The sequence below is a fragment of the Streptomyces sp. NPDC006326 genome, assembly GCF_040612915.1.
GTDB lineage: Bacteria > Actinomycetota > Actinomycetes > Streptomycetales > Streptomycetaceae > Streptomyces.
Window position 1 is genome coordinate 99,136 of the sequence record NZ_JBEXRC010000019.1, and the last position, 19,903, is coordinate 119,038.

General features: G+C 73.3%; 18 protein-coding genes and 2 pseudogenes. 12 read left to right on the forward strand and 8 right to left on the reverse strand.

Annotation, left to right across the window (positions count from 1 at the left end; all coding sequences use genetic code 11):
• Window positions 1-42 precede the first annotated feature (42 nt).
• Window positions 43-1,110: an FAD-dependent monooxygenase gene (locus ABZ128_RS17165; protein WP_356849173.1), complete on the reverse strand. Its 1,068-nt coding sequence runs from the start codon at window positions 1,108-1,110 to the stop codon at window positions 43-45.
• A gap of 106 nt (window positions 1,111-1,216) precedes the next feature.
• Here ABZ128_RS17165 and ABZ128_RS17170 point away from each other — a divergent pair, with 106 nt between their 5' ends.
• A complete protein-coding gene (locus tag ABZ128_RS17170; RefSeq protein WP_356849174.1) occupies window positions 1,217-1,861 on the forward strand; it encodes a TetR family transcriptional regulator in 645 nt (214 codons plus the stop codon).
• A gap of 65 nt (window positions 1,862-1,926) precedes the next feature.
• Here the strand turns inward: ABZ128_RS17170 and ABZ128_RS17175 are convergent, their stop codons facing one another.
• From ABZ128_RS17175 to ABZ128_RS17185, 3 genes and pseudogenes are all read right to left on the reverse strand, one after another.
• Window positions 1,927-2,355, reverse strand: coding sequence for a VOC family protein (locus ABZ128_RS17175; RefSeq protein WP_356849175.1), 429 nt, complete (start codon window positions 2,353-2,355; stop codon window positions 1,927-1,929).
• A 109-nt stretch (window positions 2,356-2,464) separates the two neighbouring features.
• Window positions 2,465-2,664, reverse strand: a pseudogene (locus ABZ128_RS17180) (hypothetical protein); the annotation flags it as partial.
• Between the two features lie 65 nt (window positions 2,665-2,729).
• Window positions 2,730-3,608 (reverse strand): LysR substrate-binding domain-containing protein, encoded by an 879-nt coding sequence (locus tag ABZ128_RS17185; RefSeq protein ID WP_356849177.1) that lies wholly within the window; start codon window positions 3,606-3,608, stop codon window positions 2,730-2,732.
• 94 nt (window positions 3,609-3,702) lie between these two features.
• Between ABZ128_RS17185 and ABZ128_RS17190 the strand changes: the two genes are divergently transcribed.
• From ABZ128_RS17190 to ABZ128_RS17215, 6 genes are all read left to right on the forward strand, one after another.
• The gene (locus ABZ128_RS17190) at window positions 3,703-4,407 is read left to right on the forward strand and encodes a succinate dehydrogenase cytochrome b subunit (protein ID WP_356849178.1); all 705 of its coding nucleotides are present in this window, start codon (window positions 3,703-3,705) and stop codon (window positions 4,405-4,407) included.
• 2 nt (window positions 4,408-4,409) lie between these two features.
• A complete protein-coding gene (locus tag ABZ128_RS17195; RefSeq protein ID WP_356849180.1) occupies window positions 4,410-6,362 on the forward strand; it encodes a fumarate reductase/succinate dehydrogenase flavoprotein subunit in 1,953 nt (650 codons plus the stop codon).
• Window positions 6,359-7,111, forward strand: coding sequence for a succinate dehydrogenase/fumarate reductase iron-sulfur subunit (locus ABZ128_RS17200; protein ID WP_356849181.1), 753 nt, complete (start codon window positions 6,359-6,361; stop codon window positions 7,109-7,111). Before ABZ128_RS17195 ends, ABZ128_RS17200 begins: the two co-directional genes overlap by 4 nt.
• 185 nt (window positions 7,112-7,296) lie before the next feature.
• Entirely contained in the window at window positions 7,297-9,060 is a 1,764-nt protein-coding gene (locus ABZ128_RS17205) for a Stealth CR1 domain-containing protein (protein ID WP_356849182.1), read from the forward strand.
• A gap of 161 nt (window positions 9,061-9,221) precedes the next feature.
• On the forward strand, window positions 9,222-9,875 hold the full coding sequence (locus tag ABZ128_RS17210; RefSeq protein ID WP_356849183.1) for a hypothetical protein: 654 nt from the start codon (window positions 9,222-9,224) through the stop codon (window positions 9,873-9,875).
• Between the two features lie 39 nt (window positions 9,876-9,914).
• The gene (locus ABZ128_RS17215; RefSeq protein WP_356849184.1) at window positions 9,915-11,933 is read left to right on the forward strand and encodes an SGNH/GDSL hydrolase family protein; all 2,019 of its coding nucleotides are present in this window, start codon (window positions 9,915-9,917) and stop codon (window positions 11,931-11,933) included.
• Here the strand turns inward: ABZ128_RS17215 and ABZ128_RS17220 are convergent.
• Both ABZ128_RS17220 and ABZ128_RS17225 read right to left on the reverse strand, forming a co-directional pair.
• Window positions 11,897-14,311, reverse strand: coding sequence for an excinuclease ABC subunit UvrA (locus tag ABZ128_RS17220; RefSeq protein ID WP_356849185.1), 2,415 nt, complete (start codon window positions 14,309-14,311; stop codon window positions 11,897-11,899). The genes ABZ128_RS17215 and ABZ128_RS17220 overlap by 37 nt on opposite strands.
• Before the next feature lie 10 nt (window positions 14,312-14,321).
• Window positions 14,322-14,444, reverse strand: coding sequence for a hypothetical protein (locus ABZ128_RS17225; protein WP_356849187.1), 123 nt, complete (start codon window positions 14,442-14,444; stop codon window positions 14,322-14,324).
• Here ABZ128_RS17225 and ABZ128_RS17230 point away from each other — a divergent pair.
• Window positions 14,443-15,084, forward strand: a complete 642-nt coding sequence (locus tag ABZ128_RS17230; protein WP_356849188.1) for an endonuclease — start codon at window positions 14,443-14,445, stop codon at window positions 15,082-15,084. The genes ABZ128_RS17225 and ABZ128_RS17230 overlap by 2 nt on opposite strands.
• An 18-nt stretch (window positions 15,085-15,102) precedes the next feature.
• Here ABZ128_RS17230 and ABZ128_RS17235 read toward each other — a convergent pair whose 3' ends face one another.
• Window positions 15,103-16,113 (reverse strand): LLM class flavin-dependent oxidoreductase, encoded by a 1,011-nt coding sequence (locus tag ABZ128_RS17235; RefSeq protein ID WP_356849189.1) that lies wholly within the window; start codon window positions 16,111-16,113, stop codon window positions 15,103-15,105.
• Between the two features lie 65 nt (window positions 16,114-16,178).
• On the opposite strand from ABZ128_RS17235, the gene ABZ128_RS17240 reads away from it, so the two are divergent.
• Window positions 16,179-16,673: a hypothetical protein gene (locus tag ABZ128_RS17240; RefSeq protein ID WP_356849191.1), complete on the forward strand. Its 495-nt coding sequence runs from the start codon at window positions 16,179-16,181 to the stop codon at window positions 16,671-16,673.
• A 23-nt stretch (window positions 16,674-16,696) separates the two neighbouring features.
• On the opposite strand, the gene ABZ128_RS17245 is transcribed toward ABZ128_RS17240, so the two are convergent.
• Complete coding sequence (locus tag ABZ128_RS17245) at window positions 16,697-16,912, reverse strand: dodecin (protein WP_356849193.1); 216 nt, start codon at window positions 16,910-16,912, stop codon at window positions 16,697-16,699.
• A 162-nt stretch (window positions 16,913-17,074) separates the two neighbouring features.
• On the opposite strand from ABZ128_RS17245, the gene ABZ128_RS17250 reads away from it, so the two are divergent.
• From ABZ128_RS17250 to ABZ128_RS17260, 3 genes and pseudogenes are all read left to right on the forward strand, one after another.
• Entirely contained in the window at window positions 17,075-18,337 is a 1,263-nt protein-coding gene (locus tag ABZ128_RS17250) for an extracellular solute-binding protein (RefSeq protein WP_356849194.1), read from the forward strand.
• Window positions 18,338-18,464: 127 nt separating this feature from the next.
• Entirely contained in the window at window positions 18,465-19,280 is an 816-nt protein-coding gene (locus ABZ128_RS17255) for a GNAT family N-acyltransferase (RefSeq protein ID WP_356849195.1), read from the forward strand.
• A pseudogene (locus ABZ128_RS17260) lies at window positions 19,277-19,852 on the forward strand (lysophospholipid acyltransferase family protein); the annotation flags it as partial. The gene ABZ128_RS17255 and the pseudogene ABZ128_RS17260, both read left to right, overlap by 4 nt.
• Window positions 19,853-19,903: the final 51 nt, after the last annotated feature.

Below are 19,903 nucleotides of genomic sequence, written 5' to 3' on the forward strand. Positions count from 1 at the left end.
ACCGACGCCCGACCGGGGAGCCGGGCGGCCGGGCGGGGCCGGTCAGTCCAGCCCGGCCTCCGTCCCCACGCCCGGCGTCCGGACGGCGGCCACGACCCGCTCGTACCGCCGTGCCGTGTCGGCCAGTACCTCGGCGGCCACCGGCAGCCGCTCCACCTGGTACGCGTCGAGCCCTTCCTCCCCGGCCTCGCCGGCGAGGGCGGCGGCCAGCGTCCGGCCCAGTGCTGCCGCGTCCTGGATGCCGGTGTTCATGCCCAGGCCGCCGGCTATCGGATGGACGTGCGCGGCGTCTCCGGCGAGGAAGACCCGGCCCTCGCGTATCCGGGTGGCCATGCGGACGTTGACCCGCCAAGTGGAGAGCCAGGTGGGATCGGCGAGCCGGATGCCCGGCATCCGGGCACACCGGTCGAAGAGCCGCTGGAAGCTCTCCAGCGAGGGCGGCACCAGCTCACCCCGCTCGTCCTGTTCGGGCGTGGCCTGGAGCTGGAAGGTGTCCGTCCCCGGCATCGGGCAGAGCAGTATCCCGCCGCCTTCCGAGGTGAACCACTGGTGCCAGAAGTCCCGGCTGAGCCCGGGCGCCCTGACATCCCCGAGGACCATGGCGGGCTCCTCCTGCCCGCTCCCCTCGAAGGGGATGCCGAGGAGCTTCCGCGTGGTGCTGCGCCCGCCGTCGCACCCGGCGAGATAGCCGGCCCCGATCACGGTGCCGTCGGCCAGCTCCACGCGGACCCCCGCAGCGTCCTGGGTGATTCCGGTCAGCTCGGCCCCGTACTCCACGCGGACGCCCAGGGCGGCCAGCCGCTCGCGCAGCGCCTCCTCGATCTGCCACTGCCCTATCAGCAGGCCGCCGTCGACGGGGGTGTCATTGACGTGTGCTCCGTCGAAGTACTTGCGCAGGACCACGCCGCTGCTGCCGACGGCCATCAGGGGACCGGCCACCCCGAGCTCCTCGAAGACCTCCAGGCTGCCCGGCCGGAGTGTCTTGCCCCGGGATTCGCGGTGCGGGGCGGCCCGCCGGTCGATGACGCGCACGGCAGCCCCCTGCAGGGCGAGGGTGCACGCCAGGGTCAGTCCCGTGGGGCCGGAGCCCGCGATCAGTACGTCGGTCATCGGATGTCCTCTCCTCGTCGATGCCTCAAGGAAAGCGGCTCCCGAGCGAAAAAGCAACCCGGTTAAGAAAATGACCCGGTCACTCATCCGTGCTATGCTGTGGACCATGGAGAACGTGACCGGTCTGCGCGAGAACAAGAAGCTCCGCACGCGCCGCCAGCTGGCGGCCACGGCTCTGGAGCTCTTCCTGGAGCGGGGCTTCGATGCGGTGTCCGTGGCGGACGTCGCAGCGGCGGCCGAGGTGTCCAAACCGACCCTCTTCCGGTATTTCCCGAGCAAGGAGGACCTGGTCCTCGACCGCTTCGCCGACCATCAGGACGAGGTGGCGCGCGTCGTCCGTGAACGCACCGCCGGACAGACACCCCTGCGCGCGGTGCACGCGCACTTCCTCGCGGCGCTGGCCGAGCGGGATCCGATCACCGGGCTCTGCGACCATCCGAACGTGGTCGCCTTCGTGCGGCTGGTGTACTCCACGGCGAGCCTGGAGACGCGGCTGGCCCACTACACGGCGCGCGAGGTGGAGCTGCTGGCGGAGGTACTCGAAGAGGAGTCGGTGCAGCCCCTTGCGGCCCGCCTCGCGGCCATGCACCTGGTGGCAGTCCGTCACGAGCTGGGCCGGGAGAACTGGCGCCGCATCGACGAGGGCCTGAGCGCCGACGAGGCCCACCCGGCCGCCGTGGCCGACGCGGACCGGGCCTTCGGAATGCTCGCCGACGGCCTGGACAACGCCCTGCCCGCCCGCACGGCCTGAGGGCGACCGTCCCACGGCCGCCGACGACCTTCCGTGCGGTCCGCCCCCGCCCCGGGAGCGGCTGTTCAGTCGAGGCAGAACTCGTTGCCCTCGATGTCCTGCATCACGATGCACGAATCGTTGCCGTCGTACAGAAGTCGCACACGGACCGCACCGAGCGGGATCAGCCGTGCGCACTCGGCCTCAAGCGCCGCCAGGCGCTCCTCACCCACGAGCCCGGTGCCCACCCGCACGTCGAGATGCACCCGGTTCTTGGCGACCTTCCCTTCGGGAACGCGCTGGAAGAACAGGCGCGGGCCCACACCCGAGGGATCGGTGCATGCGAACCACGAACCCCGCTCCTCGACAGGCCGCGAGTGATCGAACTCGTCCCATGTGGCAAACCCCTTCGGCGGGGGCGATACGACGTACCCCAGCACCTGGCACCAGAACCGAGCGACGCGCTCGGGTTCTGCGCAGTCGAAGGTGACTTGAAATTCCTTGATCGATGACATCGGCGCACCATAGCAACAGGTGCTGTGGCCCATCTCCCGGTAGGGAAGCGCAGGTTGGTCAGGTGGACCGGACCGGGAGACGGCCTGGCGCCTGGCCCACCGAGGCCGGCTCGCGTGGGCCTGCCGAGCCTGCTGAAACCGCCCGCTCCAGCAGGTGGAGGGCGCGCCGCTGGACGTGGAGCTGCCGGTCTGCGAGCTGGGCGATCAGCCACCCGAGCGGGCGGCGTCCTCGCCGACGAGGTCCGCCGTCGGCCAGCCGTACTCGTCCGTGATCGCGGCGAGCCGGTCGCCGTGCCGTGCGGTCAGCCGCCCGGGCGGAACCAGGCGGTCCAGGCGGCGCCCGCCCGGCCCGGCACGCGCCCGCCGACGGGGCGTCAGTCCAGCAGCATGCGGCGCAGCTCCCGGGCTGCGCGCGGGGGAGCGACGTCCGTGCGGTGGGCGAGGGCGATCGTGCGGCGCAGCGGCGAGCCCGCCAGCGGTGTCGCCCGCAGCCCCGGCCCTGCATGCTCGACGACCATCGCCGGAACCACCGCCACCCCCAGCCCCGCCCTGACGAAGCCCAGGACGGCGTCCATCTCCCCGCCCTCCACCGTGAACACCGGCTCGAACCCCTCCGCCCGGCAGGCGGCCATCGTCAGGTCCCGCAGGTCGTAGCCGTGGCGGAACATCACCATCGGCTCGTCCCGCAGCGCCGACACGGTGAGGGGCCCGCCGCCCGCCGGGGGCGGCAGCTGCGCCGAGGACACCACCACCAGGTCCTCCGTCAGCAGATCCACCGTGGTCAGCGCCGGAGCCGAGGGAGGCAGCGGCAGGGCGATCAGCGCCAGGTCCAGGGCCCCGCGCGCGAGCTCCCGTACGAGGTCCAGCGAACCGCTCTCCTCGATCAGCAGCTCGATCCCGGGATGGGCGGTGTGGAAGGCGCGCAGCACACCGGGCAGCAGGCCCGTGCACACGCTCGGCGTGGCGCCCAGCCGGATCCGCCCGCGCCGCAGCTGCGCCAGCTCCTGCACCTCCAGCCGCGCGGTGTCCGCGTCCGCCAGGATCCGCCGGGCCAGGGGCAGCAGCGCCTCCCCCGCATCCGTGAGCGTGATGTTCCCCCGCGCCCGGCTGAACAGCTCGGCGCCCAGTTCCCGTTCGAGCGCCTTGATCTGCTGGGAGAGCGAGGGCTGGGCCACGTGCACCCGGTCCGCCGCCCGGGTGAAGTGCCGGGTCTCGGCGACCGCCACGAAATACAGGAGCTGCTGGAACTGCATCACCCCAGCATACGGCGCTACATAGGTGAGGCCTATCGATATCAGCACCATCATGTCTTGGACCTCTCGGGGACCCCGTCCTTACCGTCGAGACATGGCTCTGGCAACCCGGACGGACCGACGGCCGTCCACCCCGCGCAGGCTCTGGGACTCCACCGTCGGCAAGAAGACCGTCATGGCGGTCTCCGGGTTGATCATGCTCGGGTACCTGGTCGTCCACATGATGGGGAACCTAAAGATCTTCTTCGGGCCGGAGGAGTTCAACGCCTACGGGCACTGGCTCCGGCACATGGGCGAACCCTTCCTGCACAGCCACTGGGGCCTGTGGGCGGCCCGCACCGTCCTGCTGGCCTCCGTGCTCGCCCACGCCGTGTCCGCGTACCAGCTCAGCCGGCGCGACATCAAGGCACGGCCCGTCAAGTACGCCCACAAGCGCCGCCGCGCGAGCTACGCCACCCGCACCATGCGCTGGGGCGGCATCATCCTCGCGCTGTTCATCGTCTGGCACCTGCTCGACCTCACCACGCTCACCGTCAACGAGCGGGGCTGGGCGGGCCACCCGTACCAGAACGTCCTCGCCACCTTCTCCACCTGGTACGGCAACGCGATCTACCTCATCGCCATGGCCGCGCTCGGGCTGCACGTCCGGCACGGCTTCTGGAGCGCCGCCCAGACCCTCGGCGCGGGCAACGCCCGCCGCGACCGCGCCCTGAAGTTCCTCGCCGACGCCCTGGCCCTCGTCCTCTTCGCGGGCTTCGTGTCCGTCCCCGTCGCCGTCATGACCGGAGTGGTGAGCTGACCATGAGCACCGAATACGCCCGCTACACCACCGGCGAACCCCTCGCCGACACCAAGGCCCCCGCCGGCCCCATCGCCGAGCGCTGGGACCGCCGCCGCTTCGAGGCCAGGCTCGTCAACCCGGCCAACCGCCGCAAGCACACCGTGATCGTCGTCGGCACCGGCCTGGCGGGCGGTGCCGCCGGCGCGACCCTCGCCGAGCAGGGCTACCACGTGGTCCAGTTCTGCTACAGCGACTCGCCGCGCCGCGCCCACTCCATCGCCGCCCAGGGCGGCATCAACGCCGCCAAGAACTACCGCAACGACGGAGACTCCGTCCACCGCCTCTTCTACGACACCGTCAAGGGTGGGGACTTCCGCGCCCGCGAGTCCAACGTCCACCGCCTCGCCCAGATCTCCGTCGAGATCATCGACCAGTGCGTGGCCCAGGGCGTCCCCTTCGCCCGCGAGTACGGCGGCCTGCTCGACACCCGCTCCTTCGGCGGCGTCCAGGTCTCCCGCACCTTCTACGCCCGCGGCCAGACGGGCCAGCAGCTGCTGCTCGGCGCCTACCAGGCGCTCTCGCGGCAGATCGCCGCCGGCAACGTCGAGATGCACGCCCGCACGGAGATGCTGGACCTGATCACCGTCGACGGAGTCGCCCGCGGCATCGTCGCCCGCGACCTGATCACCGGGAAGATCAGCACGTACTACGCCGACGCAGTGGTCCTGGCGACCGGCGGCTACGGCAACGTCTTCTACCTCTCCACCAACGCCATGAACTCCAACGCGACCGCCATCTGGCGGGCGCACCGGCGCGGCGCCCACTTCGCCAACCCCTGCTTCACCCAGATCCACCCCACCTGCATCCCGCGCACCGGCGACCACCAGTCCAAGCTCACCCTGATGAGCGAGTCCCTGCGCAACGACGGCCGCATCTGGGTCCCCAAGGCCAAGGGCGACACCCGACCCGCCGCCCGGATCCCCGAAGACGAGCGCGACTACTACCTGGAGCGGATCTACCCCTCCTTCGGCAACCTCGTCCCCCGCGACATCGCCTCCCGCGCCGCCAAGAACGTCTGCGACGAAGGCCGCGGCGTCGGACCCGGCGGCCAGGGCGTCTACCTCGACTTCGCCGACGCCATCCGCCGCATGGGCCGCGACAAGGTCGCCGAGAAGTACGGCAACCTCTTCGAGATGTACGAGCGGATCACCGCGGAGGACCCGTACGAGGTCCCCATGCGGATCTACCCCGCCGTGCACTACACGATGGGCGGCCTGTGGGTCGACTACGACCTCCAGACCACCGTCCCCGGCCTCTTCGCGATCGGCGAAGCCAACTTCTCCGACCACGGAGCCAACCGCCTCGGCGCCTCCGCCCTCATGCAGGGCCTGGCCGACGGCTACTTCGTGCTCCCCTCCACCATCAACGACTACCTGGCCCGCCACCCCCACCGAGGCAGGGTCGACGACAGCCACCCCGAGGCAGCGGCCGCCGTCCGCGAGACCCGCGACTGCCTCGCCAAGCTGCTCGCCGTCGACGGCGACCGCACCCCCGACTCCTTCCACCGCGAGATCGGCGAGCTCATGTGGGAGTACTGCGGCATGTCCCGCACCGACGCCGGCCTGCGCAAGGCCCTCGACCGGATACCCCAGATCCGCGAGGAGTTCTGGCGGCGGATCAAGGTCCCCGGCAGCGGCGAGGAGTTCAACCAGTCCCTGGAGAAGGCCAACCGCATCGTCGACTACCTCGAACTCGCCGAGCTGATGTGCCTCGACGCCCTGCACCGCGCCGAGTCCTGCGGCGGCCACTTCCGCGAGGAGTCCCAGACCCCGGACGGCGAGGCCGCCCGCCGCGACGAGGAGTTCGGCTACGCCGCCGCCTGGGAGTACCGCGGAACCGGCGCCGCCCCCGTCCTGCACAAGGAAGACCTCGTCTTCGAGTACGTCCACCCCACCCAGCGGAGCTACGCATGAAGCTCACCCTGCGCGTCTGGCGCCAGCAGAACGCCGACGCCCCCGGCGCCATGGCCTCCTACGAGGTCGACGGCATCTCGAAGGACATGTCCTTCCTGGAGATGCTCGACACCCTCAACGAGGACCTCATCCTGCGCGGCGAGGACCCCGTCGCCTTCGACCACGACTGCCGCGAGGGCATCTGCGGCGCCTGCAGCCTCGTGATCAACGGCGACGCACACGGCCCGGAGCGCACCACCACCTGCCAGCTCCACATGCGCTCCTTCGCCGACGGCGACACCATCGACATCGAGCCGTGGCGCGCCTCCGCCTTCCCGGTGGTCAAGGACCTCGTCGTGGACCGCAGCGCCTTCGACCGGATCATCCAGGCCGGCGGCTACATCACGGCCCCCACCGGCTCGGCCCCGGAGGCGCACGCCACGGCCGTGCCCAAGTCGGTGGCGGACTCCGCCTTCGAACACGCCGAGTGCATCGGTTGCGGGGCCTGCGTGGCCGCCTGCCCCAACGGCTCCGCGATGCTCTTCACCTCCGCCAAGATCAACCACCTGAACGTACTGCCTCAGGGCTCCCCGGAGCGCGAGACCCGGGTGCTGGACATGGTGGCCCGGATGGACGGCGAGGGCTTCGGAGGCTGCACCCTGACCGGCGAATGCGCCACGGCCTGCCCGAAGGGCATTCCGCTGCCGTCCATCGCCGCCATGAACAAGGAGTGGCTGCGCGCGGTCCGCAAGCACGGTGCCGGAAGCTGAGAACTGCCTGTGAGAGTCGAATGGCGGCCCCCGGACCCTTGCGTGAAAAATGAACCACGGGAAAGGTGGGGGTGAACGAGGCATCCGCCCCTGCCCGCCGGACCCCGTCCCCTTCCTTCACCGTGGGGTCCGCACCCTCGGGTGCCGCACGCCGGCGCCGTCACGCGAGGTCGTCCATGCAGGGCATGTCCCGTCTTCCCCTCCCCTCCGGCCTGCGCCGGATCGTACGGACGCTGCGCACGCCGGGCGGTGTGCCGGGGCAGCCGGACGGAGCCCGGCGGGAGCGCGTCGAGGCCGGCCCGCGCGGGGCGGGCGGACCGGAGGCACCCGGCCGCGCGCGTGAGGACGAGCTGCTGGAGCGGCTGCCCGGCCTGGTCCGCCACCGCGGCCGGATCACCCGGGTACGCGACGACCTGCTGCCCGCCGCCGCCCGGGACGCCAATGTCCTCGCGGTGGCCGAAGCCCTCGAAGCGGCCGGCGTCCCCTACGGGCTGGTCCCCGACGGCGGGCTCACGCACCGGGTGGCGATCGCCCCGGGTGACCGCGCGGCCGCACTGAAGGCCTGCGCCGCGGCCTTCACCGGTCTCCCGGTCTACGCCCGCCTCCTCGGCGACGGAGCCGACGGAGCCGACGGCTGTGACGGCGGTGACCTCGGGGAGGTGCTCGCCGAAGCCCTCCCCGAGGCGGTCGAAGCCGCCGAAGCAGCCCCTGAAGCCCGCGCCGGCGCCGCCCCGCCGGCCCCGAGGGTCAAGGGCCTGCGGCTCCACCAGCCCGTCACCACCTCCGGCCGTACCCTGACCTACGGCCCGGACACCGGGTGCGACCTGGAGTTCTGGGAGGTCCCCGAAGCGGGCACCGGCGCCATCGCGGGCCTGCGCGAAACCCCGTACGGCTGGTGGGTGCCCTCCCTGGAAGCCACCGCCACCACCCGCGTCGGCGACCGCGACCTGCCCGTCGTCGACGCCTTCGCGGGCCGCTTCCCCGACGACATCGACTTCCCCGTCGACGCAGTGATCACCTGGGTGGACGCCGCCGACCCCGCCTGGCGGCGCCGCCGCGACCGGGCCGCGGCCGCCGGATCCGCCACCGGGGCCGACGTGGACCACGCCGACAACCGCTACCGCGACCGGGGCGAGCTCCGCTCCTGCCTGCGCTCCATCGCGGCCCACGCCCCCTGGATCCGGCACCTCTTCCTCGTCACCGACGACCAGACCCCGCCCTGGCTCGCCACCGAGCACCCCCGGCTCACCGTCGTGGACCACCGCGAGCTGTTCGCCGACCCCGCCGCCCTCCCGGTGTTCAACTCGCACGCCATCGAGAGCCAGCTGCACCGCATCCCCGGCCTCGCCGAGCACTTCCTGTACTTCAACGACGACATCTTCCTCGGCCGCCCCCAGCGCCCGCAGCACTACTTCCTCTCCTCCGGCCTGCCCAAGGTCTTCCACGACCGGCGGGCCGTGGCCCCCAGCGCCCCCTGCGCCGAGGACGACGTCTTCACCGCCTCCCAGAAGGCCACCCGGCAGGCCGTGGAAGAGGCCGTCGGCCGCACTTATCCGCACATCCTGGCCCACACCCCCTACGCCCTCAGCCGCTCCCTCTTCACGCACGTCGAGGAACGGCTGCCCGGCCGGCTCGGCGCCACCAGCCGCTCCGTCTTCCGCAGCGCCGCCGACCTCGCCCCCGTCACGCTCGCCGCCCACCTCGCCCTCGCCGACGGCCGGGCCGTGGAGGGCGAACTCCGCCACGTCTACGTCAGCACCAGCCGGGCCGAGGCGATCGAGCAGCTCCGCGGCCTGGCCGCCGAACGGCGGGCCGACGCCTTCTGCCTCGCCGACGACGACGCCGGGGGCGACCTCGGCCCCCAGGAGCAGCAGCGCGCGGTCGCCGCCTTCCTGGAGGCCTACTTCCCGGTGCCCTCCCCGTACGAGCACCCCGGCCCGGCCGACTGACCAGCCGCGCCCGGCGCGCCGACCGCCCCGCCGACCCGTCCGCCCGACCCCTCCGCGCCGGCCGGTCCGACGGCCGCCGTGATCCGCCGACCGGGCGCTCGTGGCCCCGTACGCCGCGCCGCGCCCCGGCCGGATCCGGCCCATGGGAGACAGTGGGCCCCATGCCACACGCCCCCGCCGGGTCCGGGCCACGCCGCCGAACCGTGCTGGCCGCCGCCGCCCTCGCCCCGTTCGCCGTGGCCGGCTGCTCGGCACAGGACCACCCGCGCACCCCCGCCCCCGGCCCGTCCGGCACGGCGAAGGACGCCCTGCTCCTGCTCATCCGGCACGCCGAGAAGCCGTACGCAGGAGACACCGGCGAGGACGCGGAGGGCAACGAGGACCCCGGATCCCTCGCGGGGCGCGGCCGGCGCCGGGCCGAGGAACTCCACCGCCTCTTCCTGCCGCCCGGCGGCTCCTCACTTCCCCGCCCCGCCGCCGTCTTCGCCGCCGGCGGCCCGGCCGGCGCCCCCGGCCGCTGCCGGCAGACGGTGCAGGCACTGGCCACGGCCCTGAAGACCCCGGTCCGCACCGAGTTCGCGGTCGGCGGCGAAACGGCCCTGGCCCGCGCGGCGCTGACCGCCGCGATGCCCGTCCTCGTCTGCTGGGAGCACACCGGCATGCCCCGGCTGATCCGGGCCATCGGAGCCGAACATGTGCCCGGCGTCCCCGCCGTCTGGCCCGACCGCTACGACCTGGTGTGGGTGTTCACCCGCAGACGGGGCCGCTGGAGCTTCCGCGAACTCTCCCAGCACCTGCTGCCCGGAGACGCGTAACGGGCCGGTGGCCGTACCCACGGCAGAAGGGTGCAGGACATGCACGGTGACGAAGGCCTCCCCGGTGGCGGGCCAGCGGCACGAGCCGGCCGGCGGGACCTGCGCGGCGCCCTGCTGTGGTGGGGGCCGCGGATGCTGTTCGTCGCGGGTGCCGTGTTCCTCGTCGTGGAGTCCAGCCGCGGAGTGCCGCTGCCCGAGCTGTACCTGGCGCTGGGACTCTTCGGCCTCTGCAGTGCCGTCTTCGTCGGTCGACAGCTGGGGTTCGGACACGAGCGGGGCCCCGGCGCGCGGACCCCGCGCTGGCTGATCCGGGCGGCCGCCCTGCTGAGCACGGCCGGGGTCGCCGTCCTCCTCGTCCACCTGGCGGGGGCGGAGGGGGACGCCCTGCCGCTCGTCGGGTCCGTTCTGCTGCTGCTGGGCCTTGGCTGGTTCGTCGAAGCATGGCGGGGAGCCGGACCCGGCCGCCCGAGCAAGGCCCTGCTGCCGTGGGGCGCGGCCCTGCTCGCGGTGACCGCGCTGACGGCGGTCCTCGCCGGCCTCCTGCTGCCCGGGGCGAAGGGCGGTTTCTACCTCGGCCTGCTCATCGCCCTCGGCGTGGCGCTGTTCGTGTTCCTCCCCCTGGGCCTCAACCTCCTGTCCGAATGGGGCGTACGCCGACTGCGCAGCCGGCGCTCCGCCGCGGGACCCGGGGCCGGCGCGGGCACCGCCGGGATCCTGGGCCTCGTCGTGATCGCCGCAGTCGCCCTGTCCTGCGGATGGCTCGTGCACCGGGACTGGGTGCTGGCCGCCGTCCTCGTCGCGGCGGCTCTGATCCTGCTGCCGGCCATCGTCTCCAACACGCACGCCGACGTCGCCCTCGTGCTCGCGGCACTGTGCCTGCTCGCGGCGGCGCCCCCGGAACAGCCCCTGCCGCCCGGCGCCGCCGGCGGCCAGCGGGTCCTCGTGGCGCTCGGCGACTCCTACATGTCGGGTGAAGGGGCGAGCAGCTACTTCCAGGGAACCGACGACGGCGGCCGCGACGAATGCCGGCGCTCACCCTCCGCCTACGCGGTGGGACTCACCACCGGCCGGCACTTCGACCGCACGGTGTTCCTCGCGTGCTCCGGCGCCCGGACCTACAACCTCAACCCGGCCTCGGCACCCGGCCCCTCCCGGGCGCAGCCCGGCGAGCCGGGCACCCAGATCGACCAACTGACGCGGCAGCCGCCACCGTTCCACCCGGCCCTCGTCATCGTCACCGTCGGCGGCAACGACGCCGGCTTCGCCATCCTCGGAGAGGCGTGCCTCGCACCCGGCGACTGCCGGACCCAGAAGCCCGCGTTCGTGGACAACCTGCCGAAGGTCCGCCGGGACCTCGTCGCGACCTACCGGTCACTGCGCAAGGTCCTGCCCGCCGACGTGCCCATCGTGGCCGTGCCGTACCCGCAGCCGATCGCCGCGGCCGCCCGCTGCACCGGAGTGGCCTTGACGGAGGGCGAACGCGACTTCATCCGCACGTTCGTGGAGCAGCTCGACACCACCATGCGCGAGGCCGCCGGCCAAGCGGGCATCACCTACATGCCGGAGATGAAGGACAGCCTCGCGACGCACCGGCTCCAGCTGTGCGAGCGCAGGAAAGGAGCCGCCGGAATCAACTTCGTGGACATCGAGACGGTCAACGGGCTCGCCGCGCAGCGCTTCAGCCCCGCCAAGTGGCTCCACAACAGCCTCCACCCGAACGAACGCGGCCACGCCGCCATGCGCGACACCTTCACCACCTGGCTGGACTCCCACCCCGAGCTCGCCCCGCCCGCCCCCGCGGGCCGGGTCGAGACCGCCGTCGCCGCCGCGGCGGAACCCGAGCCGCTGTGCGGCATGACCTACCAGGCGGCGAACGCGCACTGCCAGGTCCGGATCCGGGCCTGGGAGCTGGAACAGGTCCGGGGCCGCTGGCCGTGGCTGCTGCTCGTGCTGGGCGCACTGGCCGTCCTGTGGGCCGCGAGCATCGCCGCCTTCAGCCTGCTCCCCGCAGCCGACCGCTCCTACCCGGCGCCGCCCGCCAGGGCCCGGGCGAGGTAGGGCGCCGTGCGGCTCACCGCCGAACGGGCCACCCGCTCGGGCGGACCCGAGGCGACGACCCGGCCGCCCTCCGCCCCGCCGCCCGGGCCCAGGTCCACGACCCAGTCCGCGCCGGCCACCACCTCCATGTCGTGCTCGACGACCACCACCGAGTGCCCGGCGTCCACCAGCCCGTGCAACTGCCGCAACAGCACCCGCACATCGGCCGGATGCAGCCCCGTCGTCGGCTCGTCCAGCAGGTACAGGGTGTGGTCGCGGCGCAGCCTCTGCAGCTCCGTCGCGAGCTTGATCCGCTGCGCCTCGCCACCCGACAGCTCCGTCGCGGGCTGCCCGAGCCGCAGGTAGCCCAGCCCGATGTCCTCCAAGGCCCGCAGGCTGCGCACCGCCGCGGGGACCTCCGCGAAGAAGGGGAGGGCGGACTCCACCGTCAACGACAGCACCTCCGCGATGTTCAGCCCCTCGTACCGGACCTCCAGCGTCTCGGGGTCGTACCGGGCGCCCCCGCAGTCAGGGCACGGAGCGTACGTACTCGGCAGGAACAGCAGTTCCACCGAGACGAAGCCCTCGCCCTGGCAGGTCTCGCAGCGGCCGCCCGCCACGTTGAACGAGAACCGGCCCGCCTTCCAGCCGCGGGCCCGCGCCTGCGGGGCCGCCGTGAACAGCCTGCGCACCACGTCGAACAGCCCGGTGTAGGTGGCCAGGTTGGACCGCGGGGTCCGGCCGATCGGCTTCTGGTCCACCTCCACCAGCCGCCGTACCGGGAACCGTGCGTCCGCGAGCCGCTCCCCGACCTCACGGGCGAGCACCCGGCCCACCAGCGTCGACTTGCCGGACCCGGACACCCCGGTCACCGCCGTGAACACCCCGAGCGGGAAGTCCGCGTCCACGCCCCGCAGGTTGTGCAGTTCGGCGCCGCTGATCCGGACGGACCCCGTCGGCCGCCGGACCCGCCGCGGACCGGCCGCCCCGGGGACGCCGAACAGGTGCCTCGCCGTCGCCGACTCCCGTACGCCGCCCAGCTCGCCCGGCGGCCCGCTGTGCAGCACCTGCCCGCCGTGCTCCCCGGCCAGGGGCCCGACGTCCACCAGCCAGTCCGCGTGCCGTACGACGTCCAGGTCGTGCTCCACCACGAACACCGTGTTCCCGGCCGCCTTGAGCCGGTCCAGTACCGTCAGCAGCGCCTCGGTGTCGGCCGGATGCAGCCCCGCCGACGGCTCGTCCAGCACGTACACCACCCCGAACAGCCCCGACCGCAGCTGGGTGGCCAGCCGCAGCCGCTGCAGCTCGCCCGCCGACAGGGTCGGTGCGCCGCGGTCCAGGCTCAGGTAGCCGAGCCCCAGCTCCACGACGGGCCCGATCCGCGCGCGCAGGTCCTCGGCGAGGACCCGGGCCGCCTCACCGGCCGGAGCCGCTTCGGCCAGTACGGTGTCCAGCTCCGTCAGCGGCAGCGCCGCCAGCTCCGCGATGGTGCGCCCGGCGAAGGTCACGGCCAGCGCCTCCGGCCGCAGCCGCCGGCCCCCGCACGCCGGGCAGGGGGAGTCGGTGAGGAACCGCTCGGCGCGGGCCCGCAGGGTGGCGCTCTTGCTGTCGGAGAAGGTTCGCATGACGTAGCGGTGGGCGCTCGTGTACGTGCCCTGGTACGGCCGTTGGATCCGGTCGGCCTCCCGCACCGGGTGCACGGTGACCACCGGCTGCTCCTCGGTGAACAGGATCCACGCGCGGTCCTTCGGCGCCAGCTCCTGCCACGGCGCGTCCACGTCGTAGCCGAGGGCGTCCAGGATGTCCCGGAGGTTCTTGCCCTGCCAGGCGCCGGGCCAGGCGGCGATGGCGCCCTGGCGGATCGACAGCCGCGGGTCCGGCACGAGGAGTTCCTCGCTGGTGCGGTGGATCCGGCCGAGCCCGTGGCAGGACGGGCAGGCGCCGGCGGCGGTGTTGGGGGAGAAGGCGTCGGAGTCGAGCCGCTCGGCCCCCGGGGGATGGGTCCCGGCCCGGGAGTACAGCATGCGCAGCGAGTTGGACAGCAGGGTCACCGTGCCGACCGAGGACCGCGAACCGGGCGAGGAACGACGCTGTTCCAGCGAGACGGCGGGCGGCAGCCCCGTGACGGAGTCCACCTTCGGTGCGCCGATCTGGTGGATCAGGCGGCGGGCGTACGGGGCCACCGACTCGAAGTACCGGCGCTGGGCCTCCGCGTACAGCGTGCCGAAGGCCAGCGAGCTCTTGCCGGAGCCGGAAACGCCGCTGAACACGGTCAGGGCGTCGCGGGGGATGTCCACGTCGACGCCCCGCAGGTTGTTCTCCCGGGCGCCGCGCACGCGGACGAAGGGGTCGAGGGCGGCGGTCGCGGCCGTGGCCGGCGGCTCGGTGGAGTGGTGCATTCGCCCCAGTTTACGTGCGCGGGTGTTCGACGGCCGCGCCCGCCCGCCCGAACCGGCGCCCGTCGCCGCGGCCCGCCCGCATGAACCGGCGCCCGCCGGGCAGCCGCACCGCGGGGAGGAAGGAGCCGGCCATGGCCGAGCCGCTGATCGAACGCCTCCTGGACCGGTACGGCGAGACGCACGCGCAGGAGGCCGGCATCCGGCTGCGCGACACGCCCGCGCCGCTCTACCAGCTGCTGGTCCTGTGCCTGCTCTGCTCGACCCGGATCCGGGCCGACATCGCCGTGGCCGCCGCCCGGGAACTGTTCGCGGCGGGCCTGCGCACCCCCCGCGACATGGCCCGGGCCTCCTGGCAGGAGCGGGTGGACGCCCTGGGGCGGGCCCACTACCGGCGGTACGACGAAAGCACCTCCACGGCCCTCGGGGAGGGCGCGGAGCTGCTCGGCGAACGCTACGGCGGTGACCTGCGGCGGCTGCGGAAGGAGGCCGGCGGGGACCCGCGCCGGGTGCGCGAGCTGCTGCGGGAGTTCCCGCGGATCGGCCCGGTCGGCGCGGACATCTTCTGCCGCGAGGCGCAGGGGCTGTGGCCCGAGCTGCGCCCGGCCTTCGACCGGCGCGCCAGGGAGGCCGCGGGCCTGCTCGGCCTGCCCCGCACGGCCGGGGAACTCGCCGGCCTCGTCGAGGGCGCCGAGCTGCCGAGGCTCGCGGCTGCCCTCGTCCGCACGAAGTCGGCCGGCAAGGACGGGCTCCGGCAGCTGCGCGAGGACGGCTGACCGGGCTGCGCCGGGCCCTCAGGCCGTACCGGCAAGGCCGCAGAGGCGGGCCAGCCGGGTGAGGGAGTCCAGCAGGGCCGTCCTGTCGTACGTGGAGGTGGTGACCAGCAGCTCGTCCGCGCCGGTCAGCTCCGCCACCCCGGCCAGTTCCGCCGCGACCTGCTCCTCGGTGCCGTGGACGTGCCCGCCGAGGGCGCCCTCGTACAGCTCCCGCTGCTTCGGGGTCATCTCCAGGGCCTCCACCTCCTGCGCCGGGCGCAGCGGCGGGAAGCTGCCCAGGGTGCGGGAGTACGCGAGGGCCCACGCCTCCGGCACCAGGATCCGCCGGGCCTCCTGCGCGGTGGCGGCGACCGCGACCGTCCCCGAGACGATGACGTACGGCTGCGCACCCCGCGACGAGGGCCGGAACTCCTTGCGGTACCGCTCGACGATGTCCGCCACCCGGTCCCGGGACCGCAGATCGCCCACCACCAGCGGCAGCCCGGCCCGGGCCGCGATACCGGCCCCCTCACCGGTGGCCAGCACGAACGCCGGGATCCGCAGCCCCTCCGCCGGGCGGGCGTGCACCTGCGGGTGCGCCTGCTGGGTTCCGTCCACCCAGCCGAGCAGTTCGGTCAGCTGCTCCTCGAAGCGGTCGGCGTCCTCGGTGTCCCGGCCCAGCGCCCGCCGGATCCCGCCGGTGAAACCGACGGAGCGGCCGAGGCCCATGTCGATCCGGCCGGGGAAGAGGGACTCCAGGACCCCGAACTGCTCCGCCACCACCAGCGGCTGATGGTTGGGCAGCATCACCCCGCCCGTGCCGACCCGGATCCGGGAGGTGGCACCGGCGACGGCGGCGGCCAGCACGGTCGGTGCCGAGCCCGCCACCCCGGGGACGCTGTGGTGCTCCGACACCCAGAAGCGGTGGTACCCGAGCCGTTCCGCGGCGCGGGCCAGCTCCACCGTGTCGCGCAGCGCCTGCGCGGCGGGCTGGCCCTCGCGGGTCCGGGAGCGGTCGAGGACGGAGACGGTGCGGATTCCAGGGATCACACCGTCCTCAACGCTGCGGGGCGTCGAGGATTTCCCGGGAATCCGGAGTAACTACGCTGACCCGTATGAGTGACACCACATCCCGTCGGCCGCTGGCCGTGTTCGACATCGACAACACCCTCGCCGACACCGGCCACCGCCAGCACTTCCTGGAACAGCGCCCCCGGGACTGGGACGGCTTCTTCGGCGCGGCCCCGGCGGACCCGCCGCTGGCGCGCGGAGTGGCGCTCGCGCTGGAGCGGGCGGCCGACTGCGAGGTGGTCTACCTGACCGGCCGCCCTGAGCGCTGCCGGGCCGACACCCTGGAGTGGCTGGCCCGGTACGGGCTGCCCGAGGGGCGGGTGTGGATGCGCGGCAACCAGGACCGGCGGCCGGCCCGGACGACCAAGCTGGAGACGCTGCAGCGGATCGCCCGGGGCCGGGAGGTGCAGGTGTTCGTGGACGACGACGAGCTGGTCTGCCAGGCGGCACGCGCCGCCGGCTTTCCGGTGGTCCTGGCGAACTGGGCGGCCGATGCGCCGGAGCTCAAGGCCGCCCAGGAGGGCGAGGGCCGTACCTGAGGGTCCCGCAGGGCCCCAGTGCCCTACTCCCCGTCGTCCAGGCGGAAGCCCACCTTGAGGCCCACCTGGTAGTGGGCGATCTCCCCGTTCTCGATGTGCCCGCGTACCTGCGTGACCTCGAACCAGTCGAGGTTGCGCAGGGTCTGGCCGGCCCGGGCGATGCCGTTGCGGACGGCCTGGTCGATTCCGTCCTGCGACGTGCCGACGATTTCGGTCACCCGGTAGGTGTGATTGGACATGGGGCTCTCCCGAGAGTGGTGGATCTGCCGTGTTCCACGGTGCCCCAGTACCTCCCCCTCCGCGAACTTTAGGTGAACAGTCCCGGGGCAAATACCCTTGACCGGCCCATTGGTCTATGCCAATTTCAAGCCATCTGAGATCGCTCCCCAGAAGGTGACTCCGTGAAGATGCGCTTCCTCGCCGTGTCCACCGCCCTCGTGGCCGCGACCGCCCTCACCGGCTGCGGCCGGCCGGCCGAACCGGCGGGAGGCACGCAGAAGGTGACACTCTGGCTCATGAAGGGCAGCGCCTCGCAGGACTTCATCACGAAGTTCACCAGCTCCTTCGAGAAGGAGCACCCCGGCACCGACCTGGACGTCAGGATCCAGGAATGGACGGGCATCGGAGAGAAGGTCGACGCCGTGCTCGCCGGGAAGGCCAAGGAGGGCGCCGACGTCATCGAGGTCGGCAACACCCAGGTCGCCCGGTACATCGCGAACGGCGGCCTGTCCGAACTCACCCTGGAATGCCTGCGCGACTGGGGCAGCACGGACTGGCTGAGGGGCCTCGCGGACCCCGGAAGCATCGACGGGGCCCAGTACGGCATCCCCTGGTACGCCGCCAACCGCGTGGTGATCTACCACAAGGACCTCTTCGCGAACGCCGGGATCAAGACCCCGCCGAGGAACCGCCAGGAGTGGATCCAGGCCACCCAGAGACTCGACAAGGGCGAACAGCAGGGCATCTACCTCCCCGGACAGAACTGGTACGTCCTGTCCGGCTTCGTCTGGGACGAGGGCGGAGACCTCGCCGTCGAGACCAGCGGCCAGTGGGTCGGCACCCTCGACGACGAGAAGGCCCTGGCCGGCATGGAGTTCTACAAGCAGCTCCAGGCCCTCGGCGACGGACCCAAGGACGCCGACGAGGAGACGCCCCCGCAGTCCGAGGTGTTCGCCGGAGGCCGGGTCGCCCAGATCATCGCCCCGCCCGGCCAGGCCGCGGCCATCGAGGCCGCCAATCCCGCACTCAAGGGAAAGCTCGGCTTCTTCCCGATCCCCGGCAAGTCCTCCGAGAAGCCCGGCGCCGTCTTCACGGGCGGCTCCGACCTGATCATCCCCGCACGCACGGCCCACCGGGACCGGGCCGTCGACGTGATCACGGCCCTGGTCAGCGAGAAGTGGCAGACCGAGCTCGCCCGCACCATGAGCTACGTACCGAACAAGACCACCTTCGCCCACCTCGTCGACGGCAACGAGGGCGCCGCCGCCATGGCCCCGGGCGCCGCCCAGGGCCGGGCCACCCCCAAGTCCGCGCGCTGGGCCGAGGTCGAGGCGAAGAACCCGATCAAGCCGTACATGACGGCCGTCCTCACCGGTCAGGACCCCCGGCAGGCCGCCCGGGCCGCCTCGGACACGATCAGCAGGGTTCTCGGCTCCGACCGCTGAGTTCAGCGTCCGCACATCCGGGGGCCGCTGAGCGGTCATGTCGAATCCAGTCGGTCACGGAAGAAGTAGAGGAGCCGGGCCACCGCACCGCGAGGCCCGGCCCTTCGAGCCCGGACCAGGAGCAGCCATGACCATCGCCCCCCTGTCCCCGTCCGTCCTTCCCCCGATCGCCACCCCCACCCCCACGCCCACCCCCGCGCCCGCCGCCCCCACCGCACCCCGCTACGCCGTACGCCTCGCCCGCGACGAGGACGAGGTGCGCGCCGCCCAGCGGCTGCGCCACCAGGTCTTCGCCGGCGAACTCGGCGCCCGCCTCGGCGGCCCCGAGCCGGGCCTCGACGCCGACGCCTTCGACGCCTACTGCGACCACCTCCTCGTCATCGACGGGGAGAGCGAGCAGGTCGTCGGCACCTACCGGCTGCTGCCCCCCGAGCGCGCCGCCGTCGCGGGACGCCTCTACTCCGAGGGCGAGTTCGACCTCTCCGCCCTGGACCCCATCCGCCCCGACCTGGTCGAGGTCGGCCGCTCCTGCGTCCACCCCGACCACCGCAACGGCGCCGTCATCGCCCTGATCTGGGCCGGCCTCGCCCGCTACATGGACCGCTCCGGGCACAACTGGCTCGCCGGCTGCTGCTCGATCCCGCTCGCCGACGGCGGGGTGCTGGCCGCCGCCACCCGCGCCAACGTCCTGACCCGCAACCTGGCCCCCGAGGAGTACCGGGTCACCCCGCACCTCCCCTGGAACCCCGAGGGCATCCCCGTCCCCGACCGCACGGAACTGCCCCCGCTGCTGCGCGGCTACCTGCGCCTGGGCGCCTGGATCTGCGGCGAGGCCGCGCTCGACGCCGAGTTCGGCTGCGCCGACCTGTACGTCCTGCTCTCCCTGCGGCGCACCAACCCGCGCTACCTCAAGCACTTCCTCTCGCTCGTCCCGGCCGCATGAGCGTCTGGCTGCCCACCTCGTCCTGCACCCCCGCGGCCTGCGCCGGCCACGAGGGACGCACCACGAGCGTCCCGCACGCGGTGCTCCGGCTCGGCGCCGCCATCGCCCTGGTCCTGCTCGGGATCCTGGGCGCCCCGCCCGTCCGGCTGCTGCCCCCCGGCCCGCGCCACACGGTGATACGGGCCTGGTCAGCCGCCCTGGTACGGGCCTTCGGCATACGGATCGCCGTCCACGGCAGCCCGGGCCCGGACGGCGGACGCCTCGTCGTCGCCAACCACATCTCCTGGCTGGACATCCCGGTCCTCGCCGCCGTCCTGCCCTCCCGCATGCTCGCCAAGAACGACATCCGGTCCTGGCCCGTCCTCGGCCGCCTCGCCGCCCGGGCCGGCACCCTGTTCATCGACCGCGACCGGATCCGCGCCCTGCCCGCCACCGTCCAGACGATCACCGGAGCCCTGCGCGACGGCGACCGGGTCACCGTCTTCCCCGAGGGCAGCACCTGGTGCGGCCGGACCCGCGGAACCTTCCGGCGGGCCGCGTTCCAGAGCGCCCTGGACGCCCGGGTCCCCGTACAGCCGGCACGGCTCACCTACCGGCTGGCGGACGGGAGCACCGCCGGGGCC

Coding starts and splice junctions, on each gene's coding strand:
- ABZ128_RS17190 (WP_356849178.1), top strand. CDS start 3,703: ATGGCTCTGGCAACCCGGACGGACCGACGGCCGTCCACCCCGCGCAGG.
- ABZ128_RS17195 (WP_356849180.1), top strand. CDS start 4,410: ATGAGCACCGAATACGCCCGCTACACCACCGGCGAACCCCTCGCCGAC.
- ABZ128_RS17230 (WP_356849188.1), top strand. CDS start 14,443: ATGGCCGAGCCGCTGATCGAACGCCTCCTGGACCGGTACGGCGAGACG.
- ABZ128_RS17205 (WP_356849182.1), top strand. CDS start 7,297: ATGTCCCGTCTTCCCCTCCCCTCCGGCCTGCGCCGGATCGTACGGACG.
- ABZ128_RS17170 (WP_356849174.1), top strand. CDS start 1,217: ATGGAGAACGTGACCGGTCTGCGCGAGAACAAGAAGCTCCGCACGCGC.
- ABZ128_RS17165 (WP_356849173.1), bottom strand. CDS start 1,110: ATGACCGACGTACTGATCGCGGGCTCCGGCCCCACGGGACTGACCCTG.
- ABZ128_RS17200 (WP_356849181.1), top strand. CDS start 6,359: ATGAAGCTCACCCTGCGCGTCTGGCGCCAGCAGAACGCCGACGCCCCC.
- ABZ128_RS17175 (WP_356849175.1), bottom strand. CDS start 2,355: ATGTCATCGATCAAGGAATTTCAAGTCACCTTCGACTGCGCAGAACCC.
- ABZ128_RS17215 (WP_356849184.1), top strand. CDS start 9,915: ATGCACGGTGACGAAGGCCTCCCCGGTGGCGGGCCAGCGGCACGAGCC.
- ABZ128_RS17185 (WP_356849177.1), bottom strand. CDS start 3,608: ATGCAGTTCCAGCAGCTCCTGTATTTCGTGGCGGTCGCCGAGACCCGG.
- ABZ128_RS17240 (WP_356849191.1), top strand. CDS start 16,179: ATGAGTGACACCACATCCCGTCGGCCGCTGGCCGTGTTCGACATCGAC.
- ABZ128_RS17245 (WP_356849193.1), bottom strand. CDS start 16,912: ATGTCCAATCACACCTACCGGGTGACCGAAATCGTCGGCACGTCGCAG.
- ABZ128_RS17225 (WP_356849187.1), bottom strand. CDS start 14,444: ATGGCCGGCTCCTTCCTCCCCGCGGTGCGGCTGCCCGGCGGGCGCCGG.
- ABZ128_RS17210 (WP_356849183.1), top strand. CDS start 9,222: ATGCCACACGCCCCCGCCGGGTCCGGGCCACGCCGCCGAACCGTGCTG.
- ABZ128_RS17220 (WP_356849185.1), bottom strand. CDS start 14,311: ATGCACCACTCCACCGAGCCGCCGGCCACGGCCGCGACCGCCGCCCTC.
- ABZ128_RS17255 (WP_356849195.1), top strand. CDS start 18,465: ATGACCATCGCCCCCCTGTCCCCGTCCGTCCTTCCCCCGATCGCCACC.